The 17,727-nt window shown below is 58.4% G+C and carries 11 protein-coding genes; 9 read left to right on the top strand and 2 right to left on the bottom strand.

The genetic code is table 11. The features are described from left to right. The first annotated feature begins 7 nt into the window (after positions 1–7). The 9 genes from OL236_RS09565 to OL236_RS09525 all read left to right on the top strand — a co-directional run bounded on the left by OL236_RS09565 (position 8) and on the right by OL236_RS09525 (position 15,192). Positions 8–1,957 (top strand): polysaccharide deacetylase family protein, encoded by a 1,950-nt coding sequence (locus OL236_RS09565; protein ID WP_265070429.1) that lies wholly within the window; start codon positions 8–10, stop codon positions 1,955–1,957. Between the two features lie 486 nt (positions 1,958–2,443). Then, positions 2,444–3,049 (top strand): AAA family ATPase, encoded by a 606-nt coding sequence (locus OL236_RS09560; RefSeq protein ID WP_009646647.1) that lies wholly within the window; start codon positions 2,444–2,446, stop codon positions 3,047–3,049. A gap of 12 nt (positions 3,050–3,061) precedes the next feature. Next, a complete protein-coding gene (locus OL236_RS09555; RefSeq protein ID WP_265070428.1) occupies positions 3,062–4,483 on the top strand; it encodes a glycoside-pentoside-hexuronide (GPH):cation symporter in 1,422 nt (473 codons plus the stop codon). A 113-nt stretch (positions 4,484–4,596) separates the two neighbouring features. Continuing rightward, entirely contained in the window at positions 4,597–7,716 is a 3,120-nt protein-coding gene (locus OL236_RS09550; RefSeq protein WP_265070427.1) for a glycoside hydrolase family 2 TIM barrel-domain containing protein, read from the top strand. Positions 7,717–8,160: 444 nt separating this feature from the next. Then, complete coding sequence (locus OL236_RS09545) at positions 8,161–9,327, top strand: galactokinase (protein WP_265070426.1); 1,167 nt, start codon at positions 8,161–8,163, stop codon at positions 9,325–9,327. Between the two features lie 24 nt (positions 9,328–9,351). Then, positions 9,352–10,341 carry a UDP-glucose 4-epimerase GalE gene (gene galE / locus OL236_RS09540; protein ID WP_265070425.1) on the top strand — a complete coding sequence of 330 codons (990 nt, stop codon included), beginning with the start codon at positions 9,352–9,354 and terminating at the stop codon, positions 10,339–10,341. Between the two features lie 17 nt (positions 10,342–10,358). After that, positions 10,359–11,864 carry a UDP-glucose--hexose-1-phosphate uridylyltransferase gene (gene galT / locus OL236_RS09535; protein ID WP_265070424.1) on the top strand — a complete coding sequence of 502 codons (1,506 nt, stop codon included), beginning with the start codon at positions 10,359–10,361 and terminating at the stop codon, positions 11,862–11,864. Positions 11,865–11,897: 33 nt separating this feature from the next. Beyond that, positions 11,898–12,917 carry a LacI family DNA-binding transcriptional regulator gene (locus tag OL236_RS09530; RefSeq protein WP_265070423.1) on the top strand — a complete coding sequence of 340 codons (1,020 nt, stop codon included), beginning with the start codon at positions 11,898–11,900 and terminating at the stop codon, positions 12,915–12,917. 49 nt (positions 12,918–12,966) lie between these two features. Beyond that, positions 12,967–15,192 (top strand): alpha-galactosidase, encoded by a 2,226-nt coding sequence (locus OL236_RS09525; protein ID WP_265070422.1) that lies wholly within the window; start codon positions 12,967–12,969, stop codon positions 15,190–15,192. Between the two features lie 245 nt (positions 15,193–15,437). Here OL236_RS09525 and amrS read toward each other — a convergent pair whose 3' ends face one another. Next, positions 15,438–16,307, bottom strand: a complete 870-nt coding sequence (gene amrS / locus OL236_RS09520) for an AmmeMemoRadiSam system radical SAM enzyme (RefSeq protein WP_265070421.1) — start codon at positions 16,305–16,307, stop codon at positions 15,438–15,440. Next, positions 16,304–17,689: an AmmeMemoRadiSam system protein A gene (gene amrA, locus OL236_RS09515; RefSeq protein WP_265070420.1), complete on the bottom strand. Its 1,386-nt coding sequence runs from the start codon at positions 17,687–17,689 to the stop codon at positions 16,304–16,306. The genes amrS and amrA overlap by 4 nt, the downstream gene beginning before the upstream one ends. Positions 17,690–17,727 lie beyond the last annotated feature (38 nt).

Genomic DNA, 17,727 nt, shown 5'->3' with positions numbered 1-17,727 from the left:
AACAGTCATGCGCGATGGGAAGATAAAGAAAAGAAGCGGGAAGAAGGGTGCGCTCTGCGCCTTGGCCTTCCTGTTCGCCGCCCTTTGCAGCACCGCGGCAGCCGCCGCGCCTGCGGCTGAAAGAGCCGATGCCGCTGCCGCCTTCGAAGCGTCAAGACTCGCGGCGCTCGCGGGCACGGAAGCTTCTGCGCGGCAGGAAGAGGCGGGGAGAGCTTTGGAACTGCCGGACGAGGCGGAAGAAGCGCAAGGCTTGCGCGGACAGACGATGCAGGAGAGCACCGCGGAGAGCGCTGAGGAGAGCGCCTATGCCGCGCTGCGCAGGAAGAATCGCGGGCATATCGCCGAGAAACAGCGCTTTATCTGCAGCACGAAGCCCGCCGTCATCTTCACGTTCGGCGGCTTGTCGAAGGAAGCGCCGCTTCTTGAAATATTGGAGGAAATGAAGGCTCAGGGAATGCGCGGCACTTTCTTCGTCACGGAGCGCGAGCTTTCGAGGAATCGGAGGAATATCGAGCTGATTCGCGCATACGGACAGGAACTCGGCATCGGGCTTCGCCCTGAGGAGGGCGCGGGCTTCGACGACTATTGTGCGCAGATCGAGCGCATCCGCGAAGGGCTTCGAGCCTACGGTCAGGAAACGAATGTCGTGCGCCAGATGTCGGGCGCGGATGAGCCGGCCATCGGCGAGGCCGTTTCGGCGATGGGCTGCATCCTCGTCGGGCAGGGATTCAACGCCGTGCAGTCGAAGCACAAGGACGCACAGTCGCCCGAAGAAGTCATGCCCGATCTCTTTGGACGCTGGACGACGTCGTTCAATCGCGGCGAGATCATCTACATGCGCACGGACTACTACACGCACTCCTCGCTCGCCGTCGAGCTTCTGCGCACCTTGAAGCGGGAGAAGGTCGACAACATCGCCTATACGACGCACGCCCTGCCTGAGGAGCGAGAGCGGGAGCGGGCAGCCTCGGGCTACGCCTGCACATCCGTCCTCGATGTTCTCGGCGATACATCGGCTCTTTATACATATCCCGTCGATCCGGCGACATTGCCCGAGGAAATCCGCCCGTATATCCGCAAGGAGAAGCTCAAGGGCGGCGCGTTTTCGCAGGAGTTCTACAAGCGCTACGTCGGTGCGCCCGAAGTCGGCGAGACGGATCGCATGCTCGGCTTTTCGCGCATGGAGATGCGCCGCGCAGACAGGACGGGGATCGTCAAGACGGCACCCGCGCGAACCGTGTTCTTCACCTTTGACGACTGGGGAAGCGACGATTCCATCAACCATCTGCTCGCCGTCTTGAACAAGCATCGCGTGCATGGCACGTTCTTCATCATCACGAAGAACATCCACAATAATCCGAATCTCGTGCGTGCCATCGTGGCGAACGGCAACGAGGTCGGCAGTCATACGGATACGCACACGCCCATGTGCGTGCAGGACAAGGGCGGCAGGAACAAGGCCATCATGGACGAGGAGACGTACGAACTCGACGTGCGCTCCTCCTACGAAAAGCTCGCGCTGACCATGGGAGACATGCGCCTGCCGTCGGGAAGATACGCCCTGACGCGCATCCTGCGCCCGCCGACGCTCGCCGTGAGCCGCACGGGCGTCGCGAGCATTCTGCATAACGGCTTCGATTACGTCGTCAACGGCAGCGGCAGCACGGAGGACTACAATGCCGTCTCGATGGAATCCCTCGTCGGCATTCTGCACAGACTGACGCACGAAGACGACGGCTCGGTGAAGCGCGGCGCGATCCTCGTCATGCACATGAGCGCGACCGCCATGCGCACCGCGCCCGCGCTCGACATGCTGCTGACGGCGAACGACCTCCTGCCCGACGACCACCCGGGAAAGTTCAAGGTCGCCCTCTTGGGCGACTACCTGACAGCAGACTACGACCAGAGGATGAAGCAGATTCCGCTGGCGAAGGAGAAGACGATCAGCCCGTTTTAAGGAATCACCGATTAATTCAGAGCTCCCTCTATTTTTCCCGTGCTTCATTGGGTCACAAAAAGACGCGCAGCCATTTTGCCGGCGGCGCGTCTTTTTTCATTATGATTGCTTTTTAGAGGAAGTCAGGACGATCTTCGGTGTTGCCTGTGTCAATTTATGGCCTCACGTCTTACGGAAGCATGGGGAATCCGTCCGCGTCCTTCGGGCTGCAGGCAAAGCATCTGCTGTACGGGTATTGCGGCGATCCGTCGTTCTATCGCGTTGTTGAGTCGTTCGCCTCCATTGTATATCATCAAGAGCGTCTGCATTCTTATAGAGGAAAAAGTTTTGTGCTTCAAAAAGAAAACGTTTGCTTTTTCAAAATCTATAGAGTATAATAGAAAACGTAAGAAAGAAAACGTTTACTATATTTCCCACTCCTATTATGTTCAAGGTTTGTTTACGGGAGACGCATAGTCGTTTCCCAATGATGAAGGAGGAAGTCACATGGAGGAGAAGAAATTCATTCTCACCATCAGCCGCCAATATGGCTGCGGCGGACGGGAGCTTGCCGGGCTGCTCGCGGAGAAGTTGGGCGTCCATCTCTACGATCGTCAGATCGTGCATCTTGCCGCGGCGAAGCTTGGCATCAACGATCTGAATGAGAAGGAGCTGCTTGAGTTTGAGAATACAGTGAAGCCACTGTCCTCGCGCTTCATCCCGTTTCACTCATTCGGCATGGCGATGGGAGAGTCGAGCCAGGGGATGTTTATGGCGGAGTCGAACGTTGTGCGCAAGCTCGCCGCCGACGGTCCCTGCATCTTCCTTGGACGTTGCGCGGACTATGCGCTCCGAAAGCGCGACGATGTATTTTCCGTCTTCGTTTGTGCGGACGACGACTACCGCGAGGAGCGCGGGCGCACGGTCTACGAGGGCAAGACGCTCAAGGAGCTGAATCGCGAGAACGAGAAACGCGCGCGCTACTATGACTACTATACGGGGCGCAAGTGGGGCGACGGAACGCACTATGATCTCGTTGTGAATACGAGTAAAGAACCGCTCGGAAAGATTGCGGACGGCATCATCGCCTACATCCGCACGGTCAAAGGCTGAGGAGGGCTTCCCATGTCGGACAAAAAGAGCAAATTCTGGCCGCGTATTGCGTATTCCTGCGGCACTTTCGGACATGATGTGTTCTATGCTATGCTCGCGACGTATTTCATGATCTTTGTCACGAGCAATCTGTTTCACTCCGAAAACCACGAACACGATGCTTATATGATCGGCATTGTGACGACAATCATCCTCGTCTTGCGCGTGGGCGAGCTCTTCCTCGATCCGTTCATCGGCAATACGATTGACAAGACGAAGACGCGCTGGGGCAAGTTCAAGCCGTGGGTGATTGTGGGCGCGTTTGTTGCTGCAATTTCCCTTGCGATCCTCTTTACGGATATGGGCGGGCTGACGGTGTCGAATCCAATGCTCTACCTCGTCCTCTTCGCGCTGCTCTATCTCATCATGGATGTGTTCTACTCGGCAAAAGATGTTGCGATCTGGTCGATGATTCCCGCTCTCTCGTTTGACTCGCATGAGCGTGAGGTGACAGCGACTTATGCGCGTATCGGCTCGGTGTTCGGCGGTCAGTTGGTGACGGCGATCGTCATGCCCGTCGTCCTCTATTTCTCGCTGAACGAGAATGGCGGCGCCGGTGACTCGAGCGGTTGGTTTGCGTTTGCCGTCGTCGGCGGCGGCATCGCGACTCTCGGGGCGATCATCCTCGGCCTTGGCACGAAGGAAGAGGATTCCGCATTGCGCGAGAACAAGACGGAGACTTCATTCAAAGATGTGTTCTCCGTGCTCATCAAGAATGATCAGCTCCTCTGGATTGCGATTGCGTACCTTGTCTTCGTTCTCGGTCAGAATGTCATCAACAATTTCAACCTCTACTATTTCATCTATGTGCTTGGCGATGCAAAGCAGTTTTCGTTCCTCGGCGTGATCAATGTCATCATCGGTCTGCTCGCCGTGGCACTCTTCCCGACGCTGACGGAGAAGTTCAGCCGCCGCAAGCTCTTCTTCGCTTCGGTTGCCGTCATGCTCCTCGGCATCGTGCTCTACGCGATGGCGGGCACGAACGTCATTATGACGCTCTTTGCCGCAGGTCTGTTCTCCCTGCCGCAGCCGCTGATCTTCCTCGTCGTGCTCATGACGATTACGGACGCGGTCGAGTACGGGCAGCTGAAGCTCGGACATCGCGACGAGGCGCTTGTCCTCTGCGTGCGTCCGCTGGTGGACAAGCTCGCAGGTGCTATTGCGAGCGGCATGATCGGCCTTACCGCAATCTGGGTCGGCATGACAAGCGGTGCGACAGCGGAGACGATTTCTCCGGAGAATCTCTTTCACTTCAAGCTCGTGATGTTCGCTGCGCCGTTTGCCCTCATTCTGCTCGGCACGATTCTCTACCGCGCGAAAGTGACGCTCACGGAGGCGGAGCACGCGCGCATCGTGGAAGAACTCGAAGAGAAATGGGATGAAATGAACAAGTGATTCTATTTTAGGAGATGGGAAAGCGGTCGGCGGCGGCCGCTTTCTTTCGGAAGCGCTGATAAGACGGGTGGCTGCATTTATCCGTGCTTCCTTTACAAGATCGGAGGTTTCACATGGCTGCATTCGACTTTGAGAAATTGAGAGATCCGTGCTACTTCGCAGAGAACCGTCTGCCTGCGCACAGCGACCACGTATTCTATCGCGACGAAGCGGAGCTTGCGCGCGGCGTGTCCTCATTTTACCGCACGCTCGACGGCATTTGGCATTTCGCCTATGCGCGGAACACCGAGCACATCCCGCAGGGATTCGAGGCGGCGGATTATGACTGCCGCGATTGGGAGACGATCCGTGTGCCGGCGCATATCCAGATGGAGGGGTACGGAGCGCCGCATTACACGAATACGACGTACCCGTGGGACGGGCATGAGAGCATCGTGCCGGGCGAGATTCCCGTGCGTGATAATCCCGTCGGCTGCTATGTGAAGTATTTTGCCGTGCCCGAGGATTGGGAGCGCGTCTATATCTCCTTTGGCGGCGTGGATGCGGCGCTCGCACTCTTCCTCAACGGTCATTTCGTCGGCTACAGTGAAGATAGCTGCACACCTGCAGACTTCGACCTGACGCCGTATCTCGTGACGGGGGAGAACAAGCTGGCGGCGATGGTATTCCGCTATACGAGTGCGAGCTGGCTTGAGGATCAGGACTTCTGGCGCTTCTCGGGAATTTATCGCGACGTCCTGCTCTACACGAAACCGCAGCATCACATCGAGGATGTTGCCGTTCGTGCCGTGCCGCTTGAGCGGGATGGCTATACGCACGGAAAGCTTGATGTGCACCTCACATTCGGCGATGCGGCAGAAAAGCATGTCGAGATTCTGCTCTGCGATCCGGAAGGAGATTGCGTAGAGGGAGAAAAGGCAGTCATCACGGAAAAGAGTCATGCGTTTTCGGGAGAGGCTGCCTGCGTGCGTCTCTGGAGCGCGGAGCACCCATGGCTCTACCATCTTATGATCCGCGTGCGTGATGCGGCGGGTGCTTTGCAGGAGGTCGTGCGCGTGCGCGTCGGTTTCCGTGAGTTCTGCATCCGAGATGGAGTCATGCAGATCAACGGCAAGCGCATCGTGTTCAAGGGAGTTAATCGGCACGAGTTTGATTCCGATCATGGGAGGGCGATGGATCCCGCGCTCTTCGAGCAGGATCTCATCGCGCTGAAGCGTGCGAATGTCAATGCGATTCGTACGTCGCACTATCCGAACAGCAGTCGTCTCTACGAGCTGGCAGACATTTATGGCTTTTATGTGATCGATGAGACGAACCTTGAGACGCACGGCTCATGGATGAAGAATGGGGCGTGTGCGAAGGACGCGCATACTGTTCCCGGCGACCGCGAGGAGTGGCTGCCCGCCGTGCTCGATCGCGCTCAGTCGATGTATGAGCGCGACAAGAATCATCCGTGCATCCTCATCTGGTCGTGCGGCAACGAGTCCTGCGGCGGCCGCATCATCTACGAGATGAGCGAGTACTTCCGCCGCGTCGATCCCACGCGCCTCGTGCATTACGAGGGCATTTTCTGGGACCGCAGCTATCCGGCGACGAGCGATATGGAGAGTCAGATGTATACGAAGGCGGCGGACATCGAAGCGTTCCTCAAGGAGCACCGAGACAAGCCGTTCATTTGCTGCGAGTATACGCATGCGATGGGCAACAGCTGCGGCGGCATGCACAAGTACACGGAACTGACGGAGCGCGAGCCGCTCTATCAGGGAGGCTTCATCTGGGATTTCGGCGATCAGGCGATCCGCAGGCGCGGGCGTTATGGCGAGGATGTATTCCTCTACGGCGGCGACTTCGGCGATCGTCCGTCGGACTACAACTTCAGCGGCAACGGTATCTTCTTTGCCGATCGTCGTCCTACGGCAAAGCTGCAGGAGGTGAAGTACAACTATCAGAATTTCACGCTCCGTCCTTCATGGGAAGGTGTGGAGATCGAGAATAAGAGCCTCTTTTCGTATGCGGGCGACTATGATTTGTGGCTCTCGCTCCTCCTTGACGGGCGCGAGATCTGGCAGGCGTATGCAGGGGAGCATGATGTGCCGCCGGGAGAAACACGCTTCATCAAGAATAGGCTGCCTTACGCAGGCGAAGGCGAGTATGTGCTGACGGCATCGCTCCTTGTCAAAGAGGAGGAAATATGGGCGCCTGCAGGCCATGAGATCGCCTTCGGGCAAGCGGTCGTCGTGCCGCCTGAGGATGCAGGAACGCGCCTTTTGGATGTCCTTGGCTTTGGCGTCGCCGCTCCTGCTTATATGCCGTTGGAGGCGTCGGGCAGCCTGCGCGTGGTGCAGGGAGATATCAACCTCGGCGTGCAGGGGGAGGGCTTTTCCCTCATGTTCTCAAGCGCGCAGGGCAATCTCGTCTCCTATCGCCATGGCGGACGGGAGCTGATCGAGGAGCTGCCGCAGCCGAGCTTCTGGCGTGCGCCGATCGACAATGACTACGGCAGCGGACGCATGGCGGATACGGCGCAGTGGAAACTCGCGAGCCTCTACCGCCGCTGCACGCGCATCGAGTACAGCGTGGACGGCGAAGATTTCGAGACGGTGAAAGGTTTCTTCGGCAGACGCGATGAACGGCATGCCAAGCGCGTCACCGTGCGCTTTACTTATGCGCTTGCCACGGAGCCTGCTGCTGCATGCGTGGTCTCCTATACGGCGGAGGCGAGCGGGGAAGTCGGCGTCACGATGGAATATGAGGCAACAGAGGGGATGCCGGAGATGCCCGACTTTGCCATGATCTTTACGCTAGATACGGACTATGATCGCATTCGATTCTATGGCTACGGGCCGAAGGAAAACTACATCGACCGCTGCTGCGGCGCACGTCTCGGCGTCTACGAGAGCACGGCGTCGGACGAGGTCGAGCCGTATCTGCGTCCGCAGGAGACGGGCAATCACTGCGGCGTGCGCTGGATCGAGGTTACGGATCATGGCGGTCACGGAATCCGTCTCGCGGCAGATGTGCCGTTTGAGGCATCGGCGCTCCCGTACAGTCCGCACGAATTGGAGAATGCGCGCCATGCGTACGATTTGCCGCGTCCGCAGCATACATATCTGCGTGCGTCGGCGGGCATGTGCGGCGTGGGCGGCGACGACAGCTGGGGCGCACCCGTGCTTGCGGAGTATACCTATCCGAATGGGAAGAGAAGCCTCTCGTTTACGATGAAGGGGATTTGACGGCGGGGGCATCCGTCTTTTGCTGAACCTATGGAATCACTGATAAATTCAGCCACCCATCTTCACGCATCTGCACTGTCCTCTCGTCGTCGACAAATCCTCGACGTAGCACCGCTACGCCTGCGGTTTGTCTCCTTGCTGAGCCGTCCAAAAGCCAAGTCCGAAGGACGCAGGCGATTGGGCAACGGCTCGTATGCGAAAACGTCCCAAGAATGCAAGCGCGAAGTGCGCCGCATGATTGGTTGACGTTGACCGCCATAGAACCAGCGCATCTGCGCAAATCTGGGCGACTTCATTTTATCAGCGTTTCCCTATGAAAATCTCACAAAAACGCTTGCGTTTCTTTACGAAAGAGGATAGAATAGGAAGCGGGAAAAGAAAACGTTTACTTTCATACAAGCCAAAATATAGACGGACAAATGAAGATATATGGAGGAGGAGCCAATGGCAATCTTGGATGAGATGAAAAAAGTATTTCGTGAGAAATTCGGTGCGGCTGAAACGCATGCGTATTTCTCGCCGGGGCGTGTGAATCTCATCGGCGAGCATACGGACTACAATGGCGGGCACGTCTTTCCGTGTGCGATCTCGCTCGGCACGTATGCGCTCGCTGCGCCGCGTGCGGATGATGTGTCGCGCCTCTACTCGATGAATGCAGAGGAGCAAGGCGTGGTGGAGTTCCCCATGCACGGTGCGGTGAAGAGCGCAGCCTATGGCTGGGCCAACTATCCCATCGGCGTCGTGCGCATGATGGAGGATGCGGGACATCCTGCAGCGCACGGTTTCGACATCCTCGTCTACGGGACGCTGCCCAACGGTGCGGGGCTTTCTTCTTCCGCTTCCATCGAGGTTTTGATGGGGGTCATTCTGAATGAGGAGCTTGGACTCGGCATCGACATGGCGGAGATTGTAAAGCTCGCGCAAAAGGCGGAGAATGAATTCGTCGGCATGAACTGCGGCATCATGGATCAGTTTGCCGTCGGCATGGGCAAGAAGGACTGCGCGATCCTGCTCGACTGCAATACACTTGAGTACCGCTACAGCAAGCTCGACCTCAAGGGGTGCAGCATCGTCATCACAAACACGAACAAGGCGCACAGCCTCGTTTCTTCTGCGTATAACGAGCGGCGCATGCAGAGCGAGGCGGCGCTGAAAGCTCTGCAGAAGGTCAAGGCGATCAAAACGCTCGGCGAGCTGACGAATGCAGAGTTCGATGAGAATGCCGCCGTCATCGAGGATGAGGTCGAGCGCAGACGCGCACGCCACGCGGTTTATGAAAACCGCCGCACACTTGAGGCAGTGGAGGCGCTTGAGCAGAATGATGTGAAGCGGTTTGGCGCACTGATGAACGATTCCCACGTTTCCCTGCGCGACGATTACGAGGTGACGGGGCCCGAGCTGGATGCGCTCGCGGAACTCGCGTGGCAGCAGGAGGGAGTGCTCGGCTCGCGCATGACGGGAGGCGGCTTTGCGGGCTGCACGGTCAGCATTGTGCGCGACGAGGCAATTCCTGCATTTGAGAAGAATGTTGCAGAGGCATATACGGAGAAGATTGGCTATGCGCCGAGCTTCTATGTGGCGAATATTGCGGACGGCGCACACCGTCTGTAAGAGCGGAGCGAAAGGAGAATTCTCATGGCGATATTGGTATGCGGCGGCGCGGGCTATATCGGCTCTCATGCCGTGCACGCGCTCATCGAAAAGGGCGAGCAGGTTGTCATTGTCGACAATCTGCAGACGGGACATCGCGGCGCACTGAACCCGAAGGCAAAGTTTTACGAGGGCGACATTCGCGACGCTTTGGTTCTCGACAAGATTTTTACTGAAAACAAGGTCGAGGCGGTCATTCACTTTGCGGCAAATTCTCTCGTCGGCGAGAGCATGGAAAAACCCCTGCTCTACTTCAACAACAATGTCTATGGGATGCAGGTGCTCCTTGAGGCGATGGTGCGCCATGGCGTCGACAAGATCGTATTCTCCTCGACGGCAGCGGTCTACGGCGAGCCGAAGCGCGTGCCGATCCACGAGGACGATGAAACATGCCCGACGAACACCTATGGCGAGACGAAGCTCACGATGGAGAAGATGATGAAGTGGGTGAGCCGCGCCAATGGCGTGCGCTATGTGTCTCTGCGCTACTTCAATGCGGCGGGGGCTTTGCCGGACGGCTCGATCGGCGAGGATCACGCGACGGAAACGCATCTCATTCCGCTCATCCTGCAAGTGCCGACGGGGCGGCGCGACCATATCACGGTGTTCGGAGACGACTATCCGACGCCGGATGGAACGTGCCTGCGCGACTACATCCACGTTGTCGATCTCGCGGATGCCCATGTGTTGGCGCTCGAATATCTGCGAAAGGGCGGTGCGAGCGACATCTTCAACCTCGGCAACGGGCAGGGCTTCTCGGTCAAGGAGATGATTGCAGCAGCGGAAAAGGCGACGGGACGCTCCATCAAGGTGGAGATTGGCGCACGGCGCGCGGGCGACCCGGCGCAGCTCATCGCGTCCAGTGAGAAGGCGCGCTCCGTGCTCGGCTGGAAACCGCAATTCACAGATGTGGAGCAGGTCATCGGCACGGCGTGGCGCTGGCATGAACATCATCCGCATGGTTATGAGGACTAGGTACAGGAGGGGTTATCATGTGTGATATGCAGCATGAAATATGCCGCCTCCTGCACTTTGCCCGTCAGAAGGGGCTGATTGCGCCCGAGGATGAAGTCTATGCCGCGAATCGTTTGCTCGACGTGCTCGGTGTGGAAGAATATGTTCCGGAGCAGGTGGATGAAACACTGGAGACGGCGACGCCCATCTTGGAGCGCATGCTCGACTATGCGGCGGGGAAGGGGCTGATCGAGGGCACGACGGATGAGCGCGATCTCTTTGATACGCGCATCATGGACTGCGTGATGCCGCGTCCGTCCGAGGTCGTGCGTCAGTTTCGCGCCCTTTATGCAACATCGCCGCGTGAGGCGACGGATTACTATTATGACCTGAGCATCGCCTCGAACTACATCCGCAAGGCGCGCATCGACAAGAACATTGCATGGAGGGCAGAAACGGAGTACGGCGCTCTCGATGTGACGATCAATCTCTCGAAGCCGGAGAAGGATCCGCGCGACATCGCAAAGGCAAAGCTCGCGAAATCTTCCTCCTATCCGAAATGTCTGCTCTGCCGCGAGAATGAGGGCTACGCGGGGCGCGTGAATCACCCCGCGCGCGAGACGCATCGCCTCATTCCGCTTAAGCTTGCGGGGCGTTCGTGGTTTTTGCAGTATTCGCCTTACACCTACTACAACGAACACTGCATTGTGCTGAACAACGAGCATGTGCCGATGGTGATCTCGCGCGAGACGTTTGAAAATCTTGCAGCGTTTCTTGAGATTTTTCCGCATTATTTCGCGGGCTCGAATGCCGATCTGCCGATCGTCGGCGGCTCGATCCTCTCGCATGACCACTACCAGGGCGGGCGCTATACGTTTGCCATGGAACGCGCGGCGGTGGAGCAGGAATACCGCTTTGCGAACTATCCGAATATCCGCGCGGGGCGCGTGAAATGGCCGATGTCGACACTGCGCCTCACGTCATCCGACAAGGGAGCTCTCATCGACCTTGCAACGAAGATTCTCGCCGCGTGGCGCACATACAGCGACGCTTCGGTGGAGATTCTGGCGGAGACGGATGCGCCGCACAACACGATCACGCCGATTGCGCGACGGCGCGGCGCGGATTTCGAGTTCGATCTCGTCTTCCGCAACAACCGCACGACGGAGGAACATCCTCTCGGGTTGTTCCATCCGCATGCCGATGTGCACCACATCAAGAAGGAGAATATCGGCCTGATCGAGGTGCTGGGGCTGGCAATCCTGCCCGCGCGGCTTAAATCAGAGATGGAACAGGTGCGCACGGAACTCTTGAAGGGAACGGAGGACATCGCGGGCATCGCGGACATTGAAAAGCACGCGGACTGGTATCGCTCGGTACGCGCGTCGCATCCCGCAGTGACGGAGGCGAATGCAGATGAAATCCTGCGCGATGAGATCGGCGCCGTGTTTTTACGGGTGCTCACGCACGCGGGCGTTTTCAAGCGCGATGCGGCGGGGATGGCGGCGTTCGATCGCTGGATCGACAGTATAAAGGACGTTTGAAATCGGGAGTATGAGGGAGCAGAGGAGAATGAGATGAAGGCGACGATCATCGATGTGGCAAAGGAATCCGGCGTTTCGGTGGCGACGGTCTCGCGCGTGGTGAACGGAAATTATCCCGTGCGTGAAAAGACACGGCTCAAGGTGGAGGATGCCATCAAGAAACTGGAGTATGTGCCGAATTTGCAGGCACGTGAGCTGAACATGCAGCGCTCATCGAGCATCGGCGTCGTCGTACCGAGCTTTGACAATATGTTCTTTGTCGAGGTGCTCGACGGAATCGAGGAGCATCTGCGGCAGAGCTCGTACTCCCTGCTCCTCGCGTGTGCACAGAATGATGCAGCGCGTGAGGAAGAGTGCGTGCGGGATTTCATCACACGCAATGTTTCGGGCGTCATCGTTGTCAGTCCGAATACGGAGATGGTTGTGTCGGACTTCTACGAGAATACGGCGGCGCGCCTGCCTCTGGTCTTTGTCAACAGTGCGCGGGAGGTTGCGGGTATATCATACGTGACGAGCGATCAGAGCAGCGGGGCGCGGGCGGCGCTTGAGCATCTCTTTCACTACGGGCACGAGCGCATCCTCTTCCTGCAGGGGGAAAACAGCGATTCTTACCGCATCAAGGAGAAGGTCTACCGTTCCGTCATGCAAGAGCGCGGGACATTCCATGAAGCGGATATTGTCAATATCGGCGAGGGAAATCGCATCGAGACTGTCGAGAACACGATGTTCATCCTGATGGACATGATGCTGGACCTTGTGCCGACGGCAATCTTCTGCTGCAACGATCTCATGGCGATGGGGGCGCTGAATGCCTGTCAGCGCATGGGGCGGTGCGTGCCGCAGGATATCTCGTTGATCGGCTATGACAATACGGCACTCAGCCGATACACTGCGCCCAACCTTACGACCGTCGACCAGCACATGGGCGATCTCGGGCGGGAGGCGGCGCGCCTCATGCTGGCAAAGATCGAGGATGGCGTGACGGAGAACGTCGTGCTTGCCAATACTGTGGTTGAGCGCGGGACGACAGGGTTTCGCGTGGAAGAAAGTTGAAATGCGGGGGACTTGCATGGAAAAGGCTGCAAGTGAAGGGGGAAATTGCATGAACATCGTTTATCATGAGCAGGGCAGGGTTTTTCATCTCTTCAACGATTCCGTGAGTTACATCTTCATGGTGCTGCCCCATGGCGGGCTGGGTTCGCTCTACTACGGCAAGGCGCTCCGCGACCGTGAGGGTTTTGAGCACATCTTCGAGCGCGTGCACCGTGGCATGACGGCATGTGTCTTTGCGGATACGCGCAGCTACTCGCTGGACGCGATCCGCCAGGAATTGCCGACGTACGGCTCGTCGGATTTCCGCCGCCCTGCGCTGAACGTTCTGCAGGAAAACGGCAGCCGTATCCTCGATCTGCAGTATGCAGGCTATCGTGTCATGGACGGCAAGCCGAAACTTGCCGGGCTGCCTGCGACGTATGCGGAGGCGGAGACGGAGGCAAAGACGCTCATCGTCGAGGTGAAGGATGAATTGACGGGACTGCGTGCCGAGCTTCTCTATACCATATTTGCCGAGGGTGGTGCAATCGCACGCAGTGTGCGTTACATCAACGAGGGCAAGGAAGTGCTGCATCTGCAGAAGGTCATGAGCATGTCGATTGACTTGCCCGATACGCAGTACGATTGGCTGGAGCTGACGGGGGCATGGTCGCGCGAACGTCATATAGAGATTCGTCCGCTCACAACGGGCATCACGGCGATTGGCAGCCGCCGCGGGCATTCCTCGGGACAATACAATCCTTTTGCAGCGCTCCTGCGCCGTGGGACGACGGAGACATGCGGTGAGGCGCTGGCGATGAGTCTCGTTTACAGCGGGAATTTCGAGATGCTTGCCGAGGTCGACAACCACGGCGTGACACGTCTGCAGGCGGGCATCCACAGCACGGATTTTGACTGGAAACTTGTGCCGGGCGCAGAGTTTCAGACGCCCGAGGCGGTTCTTGTCTGGACGGATGCGGGACTCAACGGCATGAGCCAGACGTATCACCGGCTCTATCAGAAGCGGTTGGCGCGCGGGCTGTGGCGCGACAAGGTGCGCCCGATTCTCATCAACAACTGGGAAGCGACGTATTTCGACTTTACGGAGGAGAAGCTGCTCAAGATAGCGGACAAGGCGGCGGAGTGCGGCATCGAGCTCTTCGTTCTCGACGATGGCTGGTTCGGTGCGCGCACATCCGACTATGCGGGACTGGGCGATTGGACGGTCAACCGCGATCGTTTGCCGAACGGCATCGACGGACTCGCGGAGAAGATCGAGGCGCGAGGCATGAAGTTCGGCATCTGGGTTGAGCTTGAGATGGTCAATGAGGACTCTGACCTCTATCGTGCGCATCCCGATTGGGTGCTTTCCGTACCGGGACGGCGCAAGTCGCTCGGACGCTCGCAGTGCGTGCTCGACTTCTCGCGCAAAGAGGTGGTCGACAATATCTATGAGCAGATGGAGGCGATTCTTGCGAGCGGCAAGGTCTCCTATGTGAAGTGGGACATGAACCGCAGCATCACGGAATGCTGGTCGCATGCGCTGCCTGCCGATCAGCAGGGCGAGGTGTTCCATCGCTATATCCTCGGTCTTTACGAGCTCTACGAACGCCTGACCGCGAAGTTCCCGCATGTGCTCTTCGAGTCCTGCGCTTCGGGCGGCGGTCGCTTTGACCCCGGTATGCTTTATTATGCGCCGCAGGCGTGGACGAGTGATAATTCGGATGCCGCCGAGCGGCAGAAGATCCAGTACGGCACATCCATGTGCTATCCTGTGAGCAGCATGGGCAGCCATGTCTCCGTCGTGCCGAACCATCAGATGAATCGCATGACGCCGCTGCACACGCGTGCGAATACGGCATACTTCGGAACGTTCGGCTATGAGCTTGATCTGAACAAGCTGACGGAAGAGGAGATTGCAGAGGTCAAAGAACAGGTTTCCTTTATGAAGGAGTATCGGGAAATCTTCCAGTACGGGACGTTCTATCGCCTGCAAAGCCCCTTTGAAAATAATGTCATGGCGTGGATGAGCGTGAGTGCGGATCGGAAGACGGCGATTGTCGGCTGGTATCGCACGCTGAACCGCGTGAATTACCGCTTCGATCGCGTGAAGCTTGCGGGACTTCTGCCGGACATCCTCTATGAGAATCGTCGCAGCGGTGTGTGCTGCTACGGCGATGAGCTGATGAACTACGGGCTTATCACGACGGACGGCACGGCGGGCGAACCGATTGCGGAGAACGGGCTGTCGGTGGATTTTGAGTCGCGCATTTATGTGCTGAAGGCTGTTGAATAGATTTGTATTGCCGAAAGGCAGCGAGGGAAACCGGACTGCACCCCAAAATACGGACAAAAATCCCTCCTGCTGTAGAAGAACTACAACAGGAGGGATTCTCTATGCTCGGGAAATAATATACAAAGTTGGTGTCCAAGATCGTGTCGGCGAGCGGCTGTGCGAGGTTCATTCTGTTAGCGCTTTGCGCCGTATCTTGGAAGCCCTGCGCAGCAGTTATTACGACGGGGAGCATCCGCCGTGCTTTTTCAGCAGTTCCCCTTATGCACGAATCGAAGATGCTTCCCCGCGATTGCAGCGAGCCGCTCGATCGTTTCGATGGGCGTCGCGGGAGTATTCTCATGCCAGCGCGGGAAGTAGCGGCTGATGTGAAGCGGCAGGTCGGGACGCAGAGAGGCGAGCCAGCGCGCCTCTTCTTCCATATCGCTTGCGCTGTCGTTCTGACCGGGGATGATGAGCGTCGTGACTTCGACGTGGCAGCTCTTTACCGCGCGGGCGATCGTATGCTTGACCGCAGCGAGGTCGCCGCCGAGACGGCGGTAGAAGTCCGGCTGCCAACCCTTGAGGTCGATGTTCATGGCGTCGACATGCGGGAGAAGCGCTTCCAAGGGCGCAGGTGCGATCGTGCCGTTTGTCACGAGGACGACGGCGAGGCCGGCCTCGTGCAGCAGCGGCGCCGTGTCCATGATGAACTCATAGCTTAGAAGCGGCTCGTTGTAGGTGAAAGCGACGCCGATATTGCCGTGCGGGCGGCGGCTGAGGTCATGGGCGAGCGAAGCAAGTTCTGCGGGCGTGACGTCCTGCGTCTCGCTTTGCCCGTCCGCCATGGAGATTGCGTAATTCTGGCAGAAGGGACAGCGGAGGTTGCAGCCGAAGCTGCCGACGGAGAGGATGAAGCTTCCCGGGTGGAAGTGATAGAGCGGCTTCTTCTCGATGGGATCGAGGGCGACGGAGGTCAGCCTGCCGTAGTTCCGGCAGCGGATCGTGCCGCCTTCATTCATGCGGGCGCGGCAGAAGCCCGTCTCGCCGTCGGCGAGGCGGCAGTGATGCGGACAGAGGGAGCAGACGATGCGTTCGTCTGCTCCCTCTGTCTTTGCGGTGCGGCTATCCGCGCTCAATGGTGGCGCTCCACTTCGAAGCGCCAGATGCGCACATCGTCGTCGAGGGCGATGCCGCCCTTCTTGCGCGCGATCTTGATCTGGTCCTCGACCGTGTCGACGCCTTCGAGGTCGGGCAGCAGAAGCCCCTTGCGACCTCGCGCCTCGACGATGACGCCGTAGCGCTTCGGGTCGAGGTCCTTCGTGGCGTCGTGGATCAGCTCAGGCTCTGTGAGCACATCGACGCTGTAGACGATGTTGGGCAGTTCGTCTTCTTTGAGCGGCGAGAAGCGCGGATCGTGAAGGGCGGCGGAGACGGCGTTGTAGAGGATTTCTTCGGCGACGTCCTTCTGCGTGGGTTGGAAGGTGCCGATGCAGCCCCTGAGCTCGCCGTCCTTCTTGAGCGATACGAAGACGCCCGCACGCGCCTGCATTTCCTCGGGCAGATCGTCGGGAATTGCCGCGTACTGTCCCGTCACGACGAATTTCTCCACGCTCTCTCGCGCGAGCTTCACATAGGCGTCTTCCGCCGCCTTGATGTCGTCGAGGGCGCGTCTTTGGGCAATCTCATAGCGCATGCCGAAGTTGCGTTTCAAGTCCTCGCGCTTGACGACGAAGGAGAGAAGCCCGTAGCCGACGCCGAAAGGCCCTTGGTAAGAAAGCTTCTTGATCTTCAGCGCCTGGCAGTCGAGCGCTCCCGCCATGATCCAGAAGGAGCGCAGGCCGCACTCCGCCGCCTTCTTGGCGAGTGCGGGATCCATCTGCAGAAGCTTCAGGAATGTGCCCTCTTCGAGGTACTTCATGCAAGCCTTGTCGAAGCGCGGCCCTTCGGCGGCGAAGCCGTAAGGCCCGTCGGGCGTGAGCTTGTGCGAGAGGTCGCCGCTCGCGATGAAGACGGTCTTTCGGTCAAGCTCCTCGGCGGTGCGAGCGATGCACATGCCGAAGCGGTAGTGATCAAGCGGCGTCAGCCCTGAAAGGCCGACGCGCACGAGACGGAAGTTTTCCGTGTGTGGCTGCAGGAAGCGCAGCGGGATCATCGTGCCGTGATCGAGCGCCGCATTGCGCCCGCCCAAAGGCCCCGCATCGAGTCCGGCTTCGCTTGCGACGGTCGCGAGCGTCTTGGCGAACGCCGTGTCGTACTCGGCGCGAACCTCGACCTCGGGTGCGCCGAACTGCGCGAAGCTTCCTGTGCCTTCGTCGCCTGGCGAGATATGGAAGTAGTCGGCGTACATGACGGCGTGCGGACTCGCGACGACGACCGTATCCGGCTCGAAGGAAGCCGCCTCCTTCATCGCCCGTTCATAAGCGTTTATCGTCAGCTGAATCTTGCGTTCCTCTCCCTTGCCGATTTCCGGCAGAATGATTGGCGGATGCGGCACAGCATAAGCAGCTAGAATTGCCATGGGTAAGACCTCCTCGAAGTGCGGTGTTCATTAAAATA

Source organism: Selenomonas sputigena (genome assembly GCF_026015965.1).
In the GTDB taxonomy this organism is placed as follows: domain Bacteria; phylum Bacillota; class Negativicutes; order Selenomonadales; family Selenomonadaceae; genus Selenomonas.
The sequence above is the reverse complement of the archived record's forward strand: the minus strand, read 5'-3'. Positions and strand labels throughout refer to the sequence as shown.